The 17,013-nt window shown below is 59.3% G+C and carries 15 protein-coding genes; all 15 read left to right on the top strand.

Annotated features, from left to right (window positions below):
• The first annotated feature begins 1 nt into the window (after position 1).
• Positions 2–1,450: an MBOAT family protein gene (locus tag C0456_RS08520; protein ID WP_291050503.1), complete on the top strand. Its 1,449-nt coding sequence runs from the start codon at positions 2–4 to the stop codon at positions 1,448–1,450.
• A gap of 17 nt (positions 1,451–1,467) precedes the next feature.
• On the top strand, positions 1,468–2,658 hold the full coding sequence (locus C0456_RS08515; RefSeq protein WP_291050501.1) for a hypothetical protein: 1,191 nt from the start codon (positions 1,468–1,470) through the stop codon (positions 2,656–2,658).
• Positions 2,659–2,807: 149 nt separating this feature from the next.
• Entirely contained in the window at positions 2,808–4,391 is a 1,584-nt protein-coding gene (locus tag C0456_RS08510) for an MBOAT family O-acyltransferase (RefSeq protein WP_291050499.1), read from the top strand.
• 41 nt (positions 4,392–4,432) lie between these two features.
• Positions 4,433–5,521, top strand: a complete 1,089-nt coding sequence (locus C0456_RS08505) for a hypothetical protein (protein ID WP_291050497.1) — start codon at positions 4,433–4,435, stop codon at positions 5,519–5,521.
• 34 nt (positions 5,522–5,555) lie between these two features.
• Entirely contained in the window at positions 5,556–6,881 is a 1,326-nt protein-coding gene (locus tag C0456_RS08500; RefSeq protein WP_291050495.1) for an ATP-binding cassette domain-containing protein, read from the top strand.
• Between the two features lie 34 nt (positions 6,882–6,915).
• Positions 6,916–7,701 (top strand): TylF/MycF/NovP-related O-methyltransferase, encoded by a 786-nt coding sequence (locus C0456_RS08495; protein ID WP_291050493.1) that lies wholly within the window; start codon positions 6,916–6,918, stop codon positions 7,699–7,701.
• Positions 7,698–8,543: an ABC transporter permease gene (locus C0456_RS08490; protein ID WP_291050491.1), complete on the top strand. Its 846-nt coding sequence runs from the start codon at positions 7,698–7,700 to the stop codon at positions 8,541–8,543. The genes C0456_RS08495 and C0456_RS08490 overlap by 4 nt, the downstream gene beginning before the upstream one ends.
• A 74-nt stretch (positions 8,544–8,617) precedes the next feature.
• Positions 8,618–9,538 (top strand): glycosyltransferase, encoded by a 921-nt coding sequence (locus C0456_RS08485; RefSeq protein ID WP_291050489.1) that lies wholly within the window; start codon positions 8,618–8,620, stop codon positions 9,536–9,538.
• 19 nt (positions 9,539–9,557) lie between these two features.
• The gene (locus tag C0456_RS08480) at positions 9,558–10,793 is read left to right on the top strand and encodes a glycosyltransferase (protein WP_291050487.1); all 1,236 of its coding nucleotides are present in this window, start codon (positions 9,558–9,560) and stop codon (positions 10,791–10,793) included.
• Positions 10,794–10,811: 18 nt separating this feature from the next.
• Positions 10,812–11,510 (top strand): class I SAM-dependent methyltransferase, encoded by a 699-nt coding sequence (locus tag C0456_RS08475; RefSeq protein ID WP_291050485.1) that lies wholly within the window; start codon positions 10,812–10,814, stop codon positions 11,508–11,510.
• A 10-nt stretch (positions 11,511–11,520) separates the two neighbouring features.
• Positions 11,521–12,600: a hypothetical protein gene (locus C0456_RS08470; RefSeq protein WP_291050483.1), complete on the top strand. Its 1,080-nt coding sequence runs from the start codon at positions 11,521–11,523 to the stop codon at positions 12,598–12,600.
• Positions 12,601–12,723: 123 nt separating this feature from the next.
• Positions 12,724–13,275, top strand: coding sequence for a dTDP-4-dehydrorhamnose 3,5-epimerase (gene rfbC, locus C0456_RS08465; RefSeq protein ID WP_291050481.1), 552 nt, complete (start codon positions 12,724–12,726; stop codon positions 13,273–13,275).
• 154 nt (positions 13,276–13,429) lie between these two features.
• Positions 13,430–14,839, top strand: coding sequence for an adenosylhomocysteinase (gene ahcY / locus C0456_RS08460; RefSeq protein WP_291050479.1), 1,410 nt, complete (start codon positions 13,430–13,432; stop codon positions 14,837–14,839).
• 22 nt (positions 14,840–14,861) lie between these two features.
• Positions 14,862–15,719 carry a formyltetrahydrofolate deformylase gene (gene purU, locus C0456_RS08455; RefSeq protein ID WP_291050477.1) on the top strand — a complete coding sequence of 286 codons (858 nt, stop codon included), beginning with the start codon at positions 14,862–14,864 and terminating at the stop codon, positions 15,717–15,719.
• Positions 15,720–15,742: 23 nt separating this feature from the next.
• The gene (gene metK / locus C0456_RS08450) at positions 15,743–16,924 is read left to right on the top strand and encodes a methionine adenosyltransferase (RefSeq protein WP_291050475.1); all 1,182 of its coding nucleotides are present in this window, start codon (positions 15,743–15,745) and stop codon (positions 16,922–16,924) included.
• Positions 16,925–17,013: the final 89 nt, after the last annotated feature.

Here is a 17,013-nt window from a genome sequence, read left to right as displayed (position 1 = left end):
CTTGGTTTTTTCCAGTCTTTCATTCCTGCATATATTCCTGCCGATCATCCTCATCGCGACACTTCTGGCACACGCTGCAGGCCGATCCGCAGCATCCAATCTGGTCCTTCTGGCCGCCAGTTTGGTGTTCTACATGTGGGGCATCGGTGCTTCGTTCATCGGCATCCTGCTCCTGGTCATCACGTTCAACTACGTATTGGGCCTTTGGGTAGACCTGAACCTGAAGGCGGGGCGGCGTTCCCGGATGGCGGTTACCTTCTCCGTCATCTGCAACGTCGGCGTTCTAGGCTATTTCAAATACGCCAATTTCTTTGTGGCGGAGACCGAAGGGCTGCGGGTGGCCCTCGGATTCGAACCCTGGCTGTGGACAGATGTCATCCTGCCGATCGGCATCTCCTTCTTCACATTCCAGTGCATGAGCTATGTGTTCGACATCGCCGCCGGACGGGCGCGGGCGATGAAGAACCCGCTCACCTTCGCGCTCTACGTGGCACTTTTCCCGCAGCTCATCGCCGGACCGATCGTGCGATACGGCCTGGTTGCCGAACAATTGCGGGAGCGGTCCATAACCAGCCGCGATCTGAGCGAAGGCGCCACCCGCTTTGTCCACGGGCTGGTCAAGAAAGTCATCATCGCCGATAGCGCAGGCGCCATCGCTGACAGCATATTTGCCTTGCCCTCCGGCGAGATCACCACAACCGCCGCCTGGCTCGGCGCCCTGGCATACACCGTCCAGATCTATTTCGACTTCTCGGGTTACTCCGACATGGCCATCGGCCTTGGCCGTATGTTCGGCTTCAAGTTTCCGGAAAACTTCAACCGCCCCTACCGCTCTGTCTCAATTACGGATTTCTGGCGGCGCTGGCACATGACATTGTCCAACTGGTTCCGCGACTATGTGTATATCCCGCTGGGCGGGTCGAGAGGCGGGCCGGGGAAGACCTATGTGAACCTTGCCACCATTTTTGTTCTCACCGGTGTCTGGCATGGCGCAAACTGGACCTTTCTGGTCTGGGGCATCTATAACGGCCTGCTGCTGATCATCGAACGCATCACCGGCATCCGGAACCACGCCGACGGGGCCACCCTTTCGCCCCTTAATCTCGCGGCGAGACGCCTGATTGTCCTGCTGCTCGTGCTGATCGGCTGGGTCGTGTTCAGGGCGCCGGACATCGGCTACGCAATGGACTTCTACACGGCGATGGTAGTGCCCAGCGGCTTCAGCCTGCCGGCGATCGTATCGCTTGATCTGCGCACAATGGACCTGATGGTTGTAGCGATCGGGCTGGTCATCGCCATAGGCGTGCCCACCCAGGTCCGGGGCCCCGAGGTGTATCAGGGGCGGCTCGGCGCAGTGGCCTTGTCGGGCCTGATGTTCGCCGCCTTCCCCTTTGCCCTGATCAAGGTCATGGCGGGCACCTACTCACCCTTCCTCTACTTCCAGTTCTGACAGGTGGGATGAACCTGATGCGGTCTGATTTTTCCCGGCTTTTCTGGTTTGGCTGGTTTCTGGCAATGCTCCTGGTGCCCGCCGGGATGTATGCCGCCGGCATGCGCGCCAGACCGATTGAGGAACGGCCGATGTCCCGGCCACCGGACTTCAACACGGCCCGGCTGTTCGATCCGGCCTATTATGGCGCGCTCGACAAGGCGCTGGTAGAACAGAACCCTGCCCGGGAAATGGCCATCAAGGCGTATGCAAGGCTGGGCTATTTCCTGTTTGGAGACGTAACGGGCACGCAGGTCGCCGCCGGCAAGGACGGCTGGATCCATCTGCGGCAGACGCTGCTGGGCGACTGCATTCCCGAAGAGCGCATGAAAAGCCAGGTCGATAATCTGGCGGCCCTGGGCAACGCGCTGGAGGCCAGCGGCAAATCCTACCTGTTCACGGTCGCTCCGGACAAGGAAGCGATCTACAATGACAAACTTACCCCTGCGCAGGCCGAACTCAGTGCCTGCAGGACCGCCAATCGCGAACAGCTCGACACGCTTCTGAAGCAGAGCGGCATGGAGTACTTTGATGCGTGGAGCGCCTTGAGAAAGCTCCGGGCTGAAATCGCCCAACCGGTCTACGTGCCTTACGAGACACACTGGACCGAATACGGATCAACCGTTTTCATAGAGCATATTGTTAAGCTGTTTGCCCCGGAGCTCAACCTCGGGCCACTTGTCGAGATTGAGCCCCAGACGAAGACACCCGATCTCGGGCGCATGGCCGGAATGTACTTCCAGAGGGACTTCGCCCGGGTGAGATTTGACCGGGGCGGCCATCAGAACAGGAACAGCAATCAGGTGCCCCACCCGGAACCCGGCAGGCCCTTTGTCCACAATACCTCCACAAGCAACGGTGCGCCCCTCAGTTCCCGGCGCGTCCTGATCCTGCATGACAGTTTCATGTATGAGGCCTGGGATCAGGTTTCTCAGTTCTTTGGGGATACCCTCTACATGCATTGGGATTCCCTGACACCCGAACGGCTGGCGACGCTTGTGTCGACAGCCGATGTCATCATCATCCAGACTGTTGAGCGTGAAGCGTTCGAGCGCCTGTCCACTCACTTTGAAACGGACGCTTATGCCAGCGCCATCCTCGCCTCGTCGCCCGAATTGGAGGCAGAAGCCGAGACATTCTGGCCGCGCCCGCCGTCCGATGCCCCGTGAACCGCAGGCCTGCAGGTGCCCGCACCGCTGCAATGGACAACCGTGATTTCCGGCAGGTGACCATCACCAAAAAGGTCGTCTGATCCATGTAACTCCAATAGCGTCGTCGTTTTCAGGATTGTCGGCTCAAGATATCGGAAGCCAGCACCATGCTGTTCAACTCGTTCGAGTACGTTATCCTGCTTGCGGCGAGCGCCTTTCTTTATTGGATAGCGCCGTGGCAGAAAGCCAGGCTGGTTATCCTGCTTGTTGGATCCTGCATATTTTACGCAAGTTGGGATTGGCGTTTTCTGCCTTTGTTGCTGGGCGCGATCATAGTCACTTTTGCGCTTGTTCGATGGAAAGTCGTCCGCCAGCGGATCGCGGAATCTCCAGGCTTTGGCTGGCTTGCCTTGACGGTAACGCTGAACCTACTCTTGCTCGGCATCTTCAAGTACACGAACTTCGCCATCGAAACCGCGATGATGGCGGGCCAATCCATCGGCGTCGCATCTGGGAGTTTTTCTCCACTCTCGATCATTCTGCCACTGGGCATCTCGTTTTTTACATTTCAGCTCGTAGCCTACGCTGTAGATGTCCACCGAGGGACGCTTGAAGAAGAAAAATCCCTTCTGAAGTTTGCGGTCTTTGTTGCCTATTTTCCGCAATTGATCGCGGGACCGATCTGCCGGGGCAAAGAGCTGCTTCCGCAGTTGAATGTACGCCAGCCTTTTTCGGTCTCGGCAATTGCCCAGGGCCTGCTGATGCTGTCAGCGGGTTACCTGATAAAGGTGGGCGTTGCTGACAACCTCGCCTCCTATGTTGACCTTGTCTTTTCCGCTGAAGACACCCCTGCACAGCAGGCGATTGTTTTCGCGACCTTGTCGTTTGCCATGCAGATTTTCTGTGACTTCTGGGGCTACTCCGTCATGGCGCTGGGATCCGCCTGGCTTTTCGGCATCATGCTGCCTGTGAACTTCAACCTTCCCTATCTCGCCACCTCCTTCCAGTCATTCTGGCGGCGGTGGCACATGACATTATCGTTCTGGCTAAGGGACTACCTTTACCTGCCGCTCGGCGGAAACAGGAAAGGTCGTTTGAGAACCTATCTGAACTTGGCAGTTGTGATGGTGTTGGGAGGGCTTTGGCACGGAGCTGCATTCACCTTTCTCATTTGGGGCGCGATTCACGGGGCGGCATTGGCGATCGAGCGTTTCATCTCGCGCAGACTGAACGCCGGCGTGTCCGGATCGGCAAACCCGTTGCCCGGCGCAAAACTGATCCAATCAGTGGGCAAACTATTCACCTGGACCATCACAATGTTTGTTGTGCTGGTGGGCTGGATATTCTTTCGCGCCGAATCCACAGGCCAGGCTTTGGCGTATTCGGACGTTTTCATTCGCGCCGCGTTTAGTCCAGCGTCATGGATATCGATGCCCGCCGATGAACAGCTTCGTGTTGCCCAGTTATTCCTTCTGGCTGGATTGATCCTCATGTTGCCGCTTCATTGGCTCAACCTGATGGGAAACAATCAGAACTTTTACGAAAAAGGTCAGGTATGGCAGTTGAGCCCCCGTAACGGAGAAACATTTGCCGTTGGGGTCGCAAACCGGCCGTTGTTACACCTGCGCTACAACAACATTTCTGTGCCGATGCCGAATGTCATCAAGGTGGTGCTCGCATTCTGGCTCTTCGTTGCTGGTTATGTGCTCTCCGCCGGACTTACGGTTCCGTTTATTTACTTTCAGTTTTGATGGCGGGGGCCAGCGACGCGATGACAAACTTACGTGGAGCCATGGTCTTCCTCGCAGTCGCCGTTTTCGGAATCGCGGTTCCTGTGTATTGGCTCGGGGAGACGGCTGATCGATGGCTGTTCACCCAAGTATCCTACACGAACTCTCCTCAATTTGATGCCAAGCTTGCCGCGCTAAAGGCTGACGCAGACGAATGGAACCTGATTGTCTCCGGCAGCAGCGAAGTCAGATGGGGCGTAAACCCTGATAAATTGGATGAGGCGTTCAACAGCGCGGCCAACGGAGTTACCGTCAGGTCCTTCAATCTGGGGCTTGATGGTTTCGCACCCGGGCTGACCTACACACTCTTGAAGCATGGCAGGATCTTGGCTGAATCGAATCAGCCAAGAGTTCTTCTGATAGGACTGAACCTTGCAGAACCCATTGCCATCGTAAGCCTCGAATATGCACCGGACTCCTGTGGAGAACTGAAGAAGCCCATTTTGACGTCTCCTTTTGCAATCGACACCGGCCTGAACGTCATTTGTGAGGATCCCGAAGATCTCAGCCTTTCAGAATCTCTTTTGCGGCGGATCAAACTCCTGAATTACAGAAAACCGATACGCGCTTTGGTGACCGGTCAGGAGCTGCCTGAACTGTCCAGCGACATAACTGACAGGGGGTTCCAGCCCTATCCGCCGGCAGGTGCGGATTACTACGTAACTTTTGAAGCAGATCAGGCGCGAATGCGGCGAGAGGAGCCAGAGCGCTACGCTTCATTACCTGATCACATTTGGCCGAACGCTGCTGCGGACGGCGGCGCTTTGGACGAATTTCTGGCTCTCGGCGAAGAACTTGGCGTGACGGTAGGTTTCTTCTTTCTACCTACAAACCCGGTATACTTTGATACTTTTGGAAAAATCGCAACTGTTGAGGAGAATCGCCGCCTGATGCGCGAATGGGCGGACAGTCGCGGCGCCCTGTTTATCGACCTCGGCATAAAGCGCGAATATGATCCAAATGTGGATTATGCTGATTTTCGCCACCTTTCGGGCCTAGGCGCTGACAGGTTTTCAGGTGAAATGGGCAAGGCACTGGCTCAGGACGCTGAAATCAAGGCGTTGCTGGCATCGAATTCCGAGCATAGGTAGCGTCACCGGAGAGACAAATAAGGCGTTCCACAGCATGGGTGATCTCCCTGTAGATTTGCAGATTCTGCTTCAGGCGACGAATATCTCGAAGTCCTTCGAGACAACCGCGACACCGCCGCAGCTGTTTCTCGAGGCCCTGACGGGCTTGCGCGGCAAGAGACCGGTGGCCGAAGCGGTCAAACCCCTGAACCTGTCGGTCTATAGGGGCCAGTCGGTGGGCATTCTGGGGCGCAATGGGGCGGGCAAAAGTACGCTTCTGGGCATGCTGGCAGGCCATTTCGCGCCGACAACCGGAAAGATCGAACGCTTCGGCCGCGTGTCGGCGCTGGTGGGAATCGGCCAGCACTTCAACGTCAACGAAACGGGCCGTTATAACGCCAGGCAGTTTGCCAGCATTCAGGGCATCACCGGCAACGAAGCAAAGGAAACGGTTGAGCGCATCAAGGAATTCTCCGAACTCGGATCATATTTTGACCAGCCGGTGAAAACCTACTCGTCCGGCATGCGCGCCCGGCTCAGCTTTTCCTGTGCAACCTTCGTGAAGGCAGACCTCATCATCATCGATGAAGTGCTCGCCGTGGGCGACGCTGAGTTCCGCTCCAAATGCTACGGCCATATTGAAGCCACAATTGATGCGGGCCAGACCTATATCATGGTCAGCCACTCGCCTGCCATCATCGGCAATTACTGCTCCCGCGCCATTGTGATGAAACAGGGTGAACTGATCTTCGACGGCGATCCGCTCGGGGGCATGCAGGCCTATGAGGAAACCCTCAACGTAGCCCCGCGCAAGCGCCGCTCGGCCGAAGAGCTGGTGGCCCTCAGGCGGGCCGCCACGGGGCAGGACTATGAGGGCCCTGCCATCGAAGTCACGGGCGTAACGGTCCTGACACCGCCCGCCCTGGTCCCTGCGGAAGGCGCCGCCGAAGTGTCTGAGCCCTCCATCGGCGGCAAGGTGTTCCTTAAGGGGGGGGACGAGTTTGTCCGGATGAAGGTACAGCTGGCCTGCCTCCAGGATATTGCCCGCCCCCGCATTGCTGCCGGGTGGCGCAGCTCCAAGGGAATCGTGTTGGCCGCCGTGTCCGAACTCGTCCGCGAGGAGGGCTGGGTTGCCGGAGAAGAGTACGAAGTGGAGCTGGCCTTCAAGCCACGCATGGTCGTTGGCGCTTATCTGCTCCGCTTCACAATCGCCGATTATGACGGCGGGGAAAAAGCCCTTCGCCTTGAAAAGGAAGGACTTATCGAACTGCATATCGTCGATGGCTGCCGCGCAGGACTGGTGGACGTTGATTTTAACGCCTGTGTAAAGCGGGTGCGGGAAACACCCCGCTTACTTGCGAGCGACCAAGGCGCAACGTAAGTTCGACCGCTTTCAGCCTGTTGAGTATTGATTGATGATTGAAACAGCATCGCAAACCGATGCCCTTCCCGGAACGGGTGAAGAGCGCGCGCCTGCTACCCCCTTCCATTTCGAAGCGGAGGCCGGGCCTGAGCTGTTTGCTGGCGCCGGCAGCACGCCCCCATCTGATGCGCGGCTGAACCCCGCCTATTTCGAGCGCATCCCGCTTCTGGAGATCACGGAGGCAACCCTTGCCAGAGGGCGCCTGCTGCATCCGGAGTACTATCAGAAACATGGCAAGTTCTTCATTGCCGAGGCTGGCACCTATCGTGGCCGCGGACTCTTGTCCGTGCTGGAGGTCGCGAAAAAGGTGAATACGAATGTCTATGTGTATGCGCTGGACAGTTTCGAGGGGCTTCCCCCTCTGTCCGCAAGGGATTCGGAAACCGCGCCGGAAAATGCGTCCTATCGCAAACGCACTCTGTTTGCGGACGTTACCGAGCGAGAAGTGCACGCCTATATCGGGCCGGCGCACAAGCCAAACTACGAACTGGTCAAGGGTTTCTTCTGCGACACCCTGCCGACCTTGCCTAAGATAAAATACCTAATGGCCATCATCGATTGCGATCTCTACAGTTCGCACATGGATTGCATGGAATATTTCTACAATCGCCTGTTGCCGGGTGGGGTTATGTTCTTTGATGATTATCATTCAAGCCACTATCCGATGGCAAAGATCGCCGTGGATGAGTTCCTGGCCAGCCGGCCGGAAAAGCTGATGCATGTCGGCTACGGCACGCCCAAGGGCAACAATGTCAAAACCTATATCGTGAAATCATGACCGCAGGCGCCCTCAGCAAGGAATCGCTTCCTCCGCGCGCGCCGCGAAAGCATCAGACACAGCTTGGCAAGCGGCTGAAGTTTGCGTGGACCAGCGGCATCCGGGAACTGAGAAAGCGCTTCGAGGATTCCCTGCTCGGTGGTCTCTGGCTGTTCCTCGGGCCTGCCTTGCTGATCGGGGTGTACTGGGCCGTCTTTGATCTGGTTGTCGGAATCGAATTCACCGACCCGCGAACCGGCAATGCGGTGCCGTTCCTGGCGGCATTCGCCGTGGGTTTCTTTCTCTATCTGACCTTCTCCGAGATGATCGGCAGCAGCGCAAACTGGTTCAAGTCCAAGCGGCGTCTGGTGCGCGAGTCCGACCTGCCGGTCTGGACGATCTTCGCCAGTCTGACGGCGCGGGTGTTCATCCAGTTTCTCTTCTACATCGCGATTGTTCTGATCGTCTGCTGGAGCTACGGGCTCGCAACCGTTCAGGGCTCCCTGCTCTATGTCGCCAGCAGTCTTCTGGTGTTCTGGGTATTTGCCGGCTTTGGCCTGGTCACCGCTTATCTCGGCACCTTCTTCGGGGATGTGAAGGAGATTGTGCCCGTCATCATGCGGATATTGTTCTACACCTCATCCATCACCTTCCCGCTGAGCCTGGTGCCGGAAACCTTCCGCTGGATTCCCCTCATCAATCCGCTGACCTGGCCCGTCGAGATGATGCGGGATCTGTTGTTGTGGGACGCGCACAACTGGATGCAGTTTCTCGGGCCGATCTTTCTGATCGGGCTTGCAATCTGGTCAATCGCCCTGTTTTTCCATTGGCGCCTGGCGCCGAGACTTGCGGACATCGTCTAACCTATAGGTGAATGCTTGCCATTTCATGCCTCTGGAATAAACAGGGGTCAGACCGTCGAAAGGACACAGAAAACATGTCTCAGGACCTGGTTCGCGTATTCGTGGGAGCCGACAGATCACAGGCTCTGGCTGTGGATGTTCTCGCCTATTCAATCCGCCGTCATACTGACATGAAAGTGGATGTGGTCTCCATGGCGGACGTCATCCTGCCGGAGCCGCAGGATATTCGTCAGGGGTCCCGCACAAACTTTTCGTTCACCCGCTTCGCCATTCCAGCGCTCTGCAACTATCAGGGCCGCGCCATCTACATGGACGCGGACATGCAGGTCTTCAAGGATATCCGGGGTCTCTGGGAAGTGCCCTTTGAGGGCCGCGAAAAGATCCAGATCCTGGAAGACATTCCCGAAGAATTTCAGCCCAAGGAAGGCCAGCTTGGCGCCCCGTCGCGGCGCAAGAAGCAATCCTCCGTGATGGTGCTGGATTGCGGCAAGCTCAATTGGGTCGCCGAAGACATCATCTCCGGCCTGGATGGGCGCTACACCTATGACGAACTGCTTTCGGAAATCTGCATTCTGGAGCCCGATGAAATCGGCTGGCGGGTGCCGTGGGTCTGGAACTCCCTGGAAACCTATATCGAGGGCACCACAGCGCTCACTCATTATACGGACATGTTCATCCAGCCATGGGTTTCCAACCAGAACCCCATCGGCTGGGTCTGGATCAATGAGGTCCGGCGGATGCTGTCGGAAGGCGCGTTGAGCTGGAGCCAGATCGAGGAAGAAATCAAACTCGGCTACTTCCGCCCCTCGCTTCTGACCGAGCTGAAAATGAATGACGATCTGAGCGTGCCCGATGCTGCCCGCACCGCACGTCTTGAAGAGATCGACGCCAAGGCCGGCTTCGTGAAGCACGCGGAGGTGTATCAGAAGAAGCGCGAGCGCAAGAAAGCAATCGCCGCATACGAAGCCCAGCTCGCTGCGCAAGCTGCCGAATAAGACCGGAAAGCCCCGCAGTATGCCTGTTCAGGAATTTTCGCGCGCGATTGCCAAAATCTCGAGGAAAGTCAGCGGCCTGTTTTCAGGAGCGCCTTCGCCTTCGCCCTCGCCCCTGCCCATCCGCGCGCCGGTGACCGCCAAGCCTTTTGCTCCCTTGCTGCATGATGCGGGCAACAGCGCAGCGGCCATTCGGATCCTTGTTTTCGCCGATGGGCCGGGCGCGACCCAGACCATCTCGTTCGATCTGCCGCTCCTACCGGCTCGCGAAAGCGGCAAGGTTCAGCTGACCATTCTGAGCGAAGCGGACTTCGAACATCTCTGCGGGGCAGACGCGGACCAGCGCGTACACGACGCGCTGAGCCAGTATGACCCGACACATGTCATTGTCAGCCGCTTTGGCGGGCGCGGCGCTTCCGGCATTGTTTCGGGCTGCGAAAAGCGCGGCCAGAGTTTTGTGATGCATCTCGATGACAATCTGTTCGAGGTGCCCGAAGCGCTCGGCCCGGCAAAATTCAACAAGTACAACGCGCCTGCCCGTCTGGCCCGCATGCGGCTTCTGTGCGAACGCGCCAGCACTGTTTATGCGTCCACGGAAGAACTGGCCCGTCAGCTGGGAACACTCGGGCTATCAACGCCCATATCGGCCGGCGCCATGTATTGCGCCGCGCCGTGCGCTCCGGTTCCCTATGCGCCCGCCACGCCGGCGGTGATCGGCTATATGGGCAGTTCCGGCCACGCGCGGGATCTGGAAATGATCGTTCCGGCGATTGCAGAAGCCCTGCGTGAATATCCGCAAGTCCGGTTTGAAACCTTCGGCTCGATCAAGATGCCCAAAGCCCTGCAGGCGGAGTTTGCCGGGCGCATCTCGGCGCGGCCCGCGGCAGGGTCTTATCGCGAGTTCATGTCTGCATTTCAGGCCATGGCCTGGTCGGTCGGATTGGCGCCTCTGGAGGCAAATCCATTCAATGGCTGCAAGGCAAACACGAAATTCATCGAGTATACGGTCGCCGGGATGCCCTGCGTGGCCAGCGACACCCTTGTCTACCAGTCCAGCCTTGCCGGGGGCCGGGGCATCCTGGCCAGCACGGAGCAGGAATGGCGCGACGCGATCCGCCAGCTGCTCGGCAATCCCGAAATGGCCCGGAAAATGGTGGAAACCGCGCAAGATGATCTCAAGACACGCTGGTCGCAGGCGCGTCTTCTTGAGCAACTCGTCGATATCTGCAATCTGCCCAAGTCCCTGCTCGATCACTGAAGAAAAGAAAGTGTTGCGATGACCGACCTAAGCGAAAAGAAGAACGCCAGCAGTGAGCCAGCTTGGGTTGCCGCACCTCAGGATGATCCGATGGCGATCAGCCTGCGCCTGGCCCTGGGATACGTCTCCGGCAAGAAGGAAACCCACTACGCAGCCGAACTCGGCGTCTATCGCGGCCGCAGCCTGCAGGTGCTGATGTCGGAAGGCATGGCCACCGGCGCCAATTTCAACTGGATCGGCATCGACACCTTCTCCGGCCTTCCGCCCCTGGGCGAGAAGGACCGTGAGCTGGCGCCGGAAAACTCGCCCTATCTTCTGCGTCCGATGTATGACGACACCACCCTGCGGGAAGTCGAAGCCTTTCTGGAGCCGATGGGAATGGGCGACCGGCTGAAGCTCTATGAGGGGCTGCTCGCGGATGTTCTCCCCAGCCTTCCCGAGCGGATGTACACCTTTGTCAACATTTCGATCAAAACCTATGAAGCGCATCTGCAGGCGCTGGAATATTTCTATCCCCGCATGCGGGAAGGCGGCGTGATTGTCCTCGATGATGTCTACAATCGCCGCTTCCCCATGGCAGAAATGGCCGTAAACGAGTTTCTGGCGGACAAGCCGGAGCAGATCTTCCAGCTGACAGGATCGGACAATGTCGGCTTGGTCAAACGGGGCCTTCTGGTAAAGCACGGGCCAGACACGATAGCCCGCATCAAGCGTTGATGTTCCTTCCGTGAAGCTTGCCCTGTTTTTTCACCTCAGTGGTGACATCGACATGCTTGGCCCGTTCCTGTCGCCGGCAGGAACGGATCAGGCAGCTGAAGAAGTCGTTCTGGTGGCTGAACAGCTTCTGAAGAACAGCCCGCGCCTCTCCATTCTGCTGGGTGCCCGTGGCCGTGCGCCCACCGTGATCCTCCCCGCCGATGCGTCCCCCGAAAGCCTGCGCAAGGCTCTGGAAGGATGCACAGCGCTGCTGACCTCGTCAGAAACGAGCCTCCGCCCCCACCGCCTTGCGCATGCGCTGACGCAGGAGGCCAATGCCCTCGGCCTGCGCACGGCCACCCTGCAGCACGGCGTCGAAAATGTCGGGCTCACCTATTTCGATGACCGTCAGGGAACAGATGTTCTGTTTGCGTCGCAGATGGTCTTCAGCTGGAACGGAACCGCGCAACTGCCGGGTATTGTCGCGGCTGAAACCCGGGCCAAGGTTGTCGATGGCGGGCTGCCCGGCCCGCTGGACGATCAGGTTTTCGCGCCCTGGCGTGAGCGCCTGAATATTCCCTCCAATGGCCGCCGGATTGTCGGCGTGTTTGAAAACCTTCACTGGACGCGGTTCAGCGATGCCTACCGGCAAAGTTTCCTCGCCGACCTTCAGGCCATGACAGAGGCCTTCCCGCAGCTTTTCTTCCTGATGAAGCCCCATCCGGAAGGCCGGTGGCTGACGCAGCGTTTTGGCGGCAAGCGCCCGGCCAATGAAAACCTGCTGGTGGCAGACCCGGCGGCTCCTGTCTGGAACCTGCTGACTGCGCCGTCGCTCATGCCCCTCCTGGAGGGTGTGATCACCACGCCGTCAAAGGTCGCGCTGGATGCGGCCATCGCGGGCGTTCCTGTCGGCGTCGCCGCCTATGACGCGCCTTACGAAATGTATGGGCCCCTTCCCCAGCTTCAGAGCCGGGGAGACTGGCAGGCATTCCTCTCCGCCATCGACGCCCGCAATACCGGCAATACGCCCGCTATGCTCCAGGACTATGTCTCGAGAACCGCCTCCAGCGTCGGCCAGCCCGCCCGGATACGTCAGATGTTAGCGCGGTGACCTGAGCCGTGCCTGAGCCGTGCCTGAGCCGTGTTTGTGGCTTGAAGCAGGTTTTGCAAGTCTGCTACGGCTTCTGCGAATGTAATTTGGTTGATTGTTTGAATACTGAGGGGCTCGGCAAGAATGTTTGAAAAACAATGGATCCCGGAAGTCGTCCTGGTGACGCCCAAGCGCTTCTCCGACGATCGGGGCTACTTTTCCGAAACATTCCGCGCCTCCAGCTTTGAAGAGGCCGGGATCACCGGGCCTTTTATCCAGGATAATCATTCCCTCTCTCGCGATGCCGGGGTCATCCGCGGCCTTCACTTTCAGATCGCGCCATCGCCGCAAGCCAAGCTGGTGCGCTGTACCCGCGGCGCCATCTATGATGTCGCCGTGGATATCCGCCGCGGATCGCCCACCTATGGCAAATACGCCGCCGCCATTCTCAGCGCAGAGAATGGCTGCCAGCTTTACATACCGGTAGGCTTTGCCCATGGCCTCTGCACGCTCGAACCTGACACAGAGGTGCAGTACAAGGTGACGGGCTATTATGATCCCGCCTGCGACAAGGGGCTCGCCTGGGATGACCCCGAAATAGCCATCGACTGGCCCCTGGGCGCCAATTCGCCCATCCTGTCGGCCAAGGATCAGGCCCAGCCGCGCCTCAAGGACCTGCCGGCATACTTTGCCTGATTGTCCGGCGGACACCTCTATCCCTGATTGAAAATCCTGCAATTTAAGCGCCCAGACATGCCCTGCCGCCCCGGCGGGGGCCCCGCCGTCAATGCCGGTTGCCACCTGAGAGTGCGCGTGGTAACTGCCAATCAACATATAAAGGATCGTTGATATGACCGCAAAAGCCCTCCCGAAGGACTATTTCGTCAAGGACATCTCCCTGGCCGAGTTCGGCAACAAGGAGATCGCCATCGCTGAAACGGAAATGCCGGGTCTGATGGCTGCGCGCGAAGAGTTCGGCCCCAGCCAGCCGCTGAAAGGCGCCCGCATCGCCGGCTCCCTGCACATGACGATCCAGACTGCCGTGCTGATCCAGACGCTCGAAGCGCTCGGCGCAGACGTCCAGTGGGTCTCCTGCAACATCTACTCCACCCAGGACCACGCTGCCGCCGCCATCGCCGCCAACGGCACCCCCGTCTGGGCCTATAAGGGCGAAACCCTCGAAGAATACTGGGACTATACCGACCGCCTCTTCCACTGGCATGACGGCGGCGCCCCCAACCTCATCCTCGATGATGGCGGCGACGCAACGCTCTACCTCGTCCTCGGCGAAAAGGCCGAAGCCGATCCGTCCGTCCTGAAAAATCCGCAGTCGGAAGAAGAGAAAATCCTCTTCGCCCAGATCCGCAAGCGCATCGCCGCCAGCCCCGGCTGGTTCGGCAAGACCAAGGCCGGCATCAAGGGCGTTTCGGAAGAAACCACCACAGGCGTCAACCGCCTCTACCAGATGGAAAAGCGCGGCGAGCTGCCCTTCCCGGCGATCAACGTCAACGACTCGGTCACCAAGTCGAAATTCGACAACAAGTATGGCTGTAAGGAATCCCTCGTCGACGCCATTCGCCGCGGCACGGATGTGATGATGGCCGGCAAGCGCGCCTTCGTTGCCGGCTATGGCGATGTCGGCAAGGGCTCGGCCGCCTCCCTCTCAGGTTCGGGCGCCCGCGTGGCCGTCTCCGAGATCGACCCGATCTGCGCCCTGCAGGCCGCAATGGACGGCTATGAAGTCACCACGATGGACGAGGCCGCCCCGCTGTTCGACATCTTCGTTACCGCCACCGGCAACAAGGACATCATCAAGGTCGATCACATGCGCGCCATGAAAGACATGGCGATCGTCTGCAATATCGGCCACTTCGACAATGAAATTCAGGTCGATGGCCTGAAGAACTTTCAGTGGACGAACATCAAGCCGCAGGTCGACATGATCACTTTCCCGGACGGGAAGCGCATCATCCTTCTCTCCGAAGGCCGCCTGGTGAACCTTGGCAACGCCACCGGCCACCCCTCCTTCGTGATGTCGGCCTCCTTCACCAACCAGACGCTGGCCCAGATCGAACTCTGGACGCGCGGCAGCGACTACGCCAACAAGGTGTACACCCTGCCCAAGCATCTGGACGAGAAAGTCGCCCGCCTCCACCTCGCCAAGCTCGGCGTCAAGCTGACAGAGCTTTCCGGCGAGCAGGCTGCCTATATCGGCGTGGAATCGACCGGCCCGTTCAAGCCGGAACATTACCGCTACTGATCCAGCACACCTGGGGACGCGCGTGTCGCAAACTTTCATCCTTACCCTGAGCTGTCCGGACAGGGTTGGCCTCGTGGCCAGCCTTGCCCGGCTGATGGAGGAACATGGATGTTTCATTGCGGCCTCGCGCACCTTCGGTGATCCGCTGACGAACCGTTTCTTTGCCCGGCTGGTCTTCACGCCGCCGGGCAATGGCCGCTCGCTTGATGCCATCAAGGCCGCCATGGCGCCTCTGGCCGCCGAGATTGAGGCAGACTGGCAGATCCGCCCGTCAGAGGAAAAGCTCCGCACCCTGCTTCTGGTGTCGAAATCAGACCATTGCGCCAACACGCTGCTCTATGCGGCCCGGCGGGGCGAGTTGCCCATCGAGATTGCCGGCATCGTCTCCAATCATGACACGCTGAAGCCCACCTTCGCCCATTGGGGCTTGCCCTGGTTTCATGTGCCCGTCACGGCGGCCACCAAGCCCGAGGCCGAAGCGCGTCTTTACGACATCATCGCGGAAACGCGCTCCGAACTCGTCGTCCTTGCACGGTATATGCAGGTGCTCAGCGAAGATGCCTGCCGCCGCCTGGAAGGCCGCGTCATCAACATCCACCATTCCTTCCTGCCCGGTTTCAAGGGCGCCCAGCCCTACCACCAGGCCCATGCCCGCGGCGTGAAAGTCATCGGTGCCACGGCGCATTATGTCACCGCCGATCTCGATGAAGGCCCGATCATCACCCAGGCCACCGAAACCATCGACCACACCTTCACCCCTGAAGACATGGTTGAAACCGGACGCCACATCGAAGGCACCGCCCTCCTGCGCGCCGTTAAGGCGCATGCGGAGCATCGTATTTTCCTGAATTCCGGCCGCACAGTCGTGTTCGCCCGGTAGCCATTTCCAAGAGGAGCCCATCAATGCCCCTGAAGTCCCATGAGTTCACCAGCGAGAGCGTCGCCGAAGGCCATCCCGACAAGGTTTCCGACCAGATTTCGGATGCCATCGTGGACCTGTTCCTCAGCAAGGACCCGACCGCGAAAGTCGCCGTCGAAACCCTCTGCACGACCAACCGCGTGGTTCTCGCCGGCGAGGTGCGCACCAATAATGGCGCCGTCGTCACGCCTGATGAGATGAACGCTGCGGCCCGCGCAGTCGTCAAGAAGATCGGCTATGAGCAGGAAGGCTTCCACTGGCAGAACATGACCGTGGACAACTACGTCCACGGACAATCTGCCGAAATCGCCCAGGGCGTTGAAGCCGGCCAGGGCCTCTTCAAGGAAGAAGGCGCCGGCGATCAGGGCATCATGTTCGGCTACGCAACCGACGAAACGCCGGAGCTGATGCCTGCCACCCTCGTCTACTCTCACCAGATCCTGGAAAGGCTCGCCGAGCTGCGCCATTCGGGCAAGAACCCGCAGCTGGAGCCGGACGCGAAAAGCCAGGTGACGCTGAAATATGAGGGCTCGAGGCCTGTCGGCGTGAACGCCGTCGTCGTCTCCCACCAGCACAAGGCCGGCGTCAGCCAGGAAGAACTGCGCGAGATCATCCGCCCGGTCGTCAAGTCCGTGCTGCCGGAAGGCTGGTTCCCGCCGGAAGACAAGTTCTACATCAACCCCACCGGCAGCTTCGTCATCGGCGGCCCGGATGGGGACACCGGCCTCACCGGCCGCAAGATCATCGTCGACACCTATGGCGGCGCAGCCCCCCATGGCGGCGGCGCCTTCTCGGGTAAAGATCCGTCCAAGGTCGATCGCTCGGCGGCCTATGCCACGCGCTATCTTGCCAAGAACATCGTGGCCGCGGGCCTTGCCAGCCGCTGCACCATCCAGGTCTCCTATGCCATCGGTGTTGCCCAGCCGCTGTCGATCTATGTCGACACCCACGGCACCGGCCAGGCCGACGAAGCCCGCATCGCCAAGGCGCTGCGTGACCTGTTCGACCTTTCGCCCAAGGGCATCCGCACGCATCTGAAACTGGCGAGCCCCATCTACGCGCCCACCGCCGCCTACGGCCATTTCGGCCGCACTCCGGGCACGGACGGCACCTTCACCTGGGAAAAAACCGACCTCGCCGACGAACTCAAACGCCTGGTCAACTGATCAGATCGGGGGATAAGCCAAGGGCCTATCCCCCGTCCTCCCGGAATATGCGCAGCGATTATCCGGGCCCCAGAATCCCCCCACACCTC

The organism is Hyphomonas sp. (genome assembly GCF_013823385.1).
GTDB lineage: Bacteria > Pseudomonadota > Alphaproteobacteria > Caulobacterales > Hyphomonadaceae > Hyphomonas.
The sequence above is the reverse complement of the archived record's forward strand: the minus strand, read 5'-3'. Positions and strand labels throughout refer to the sequence as shown.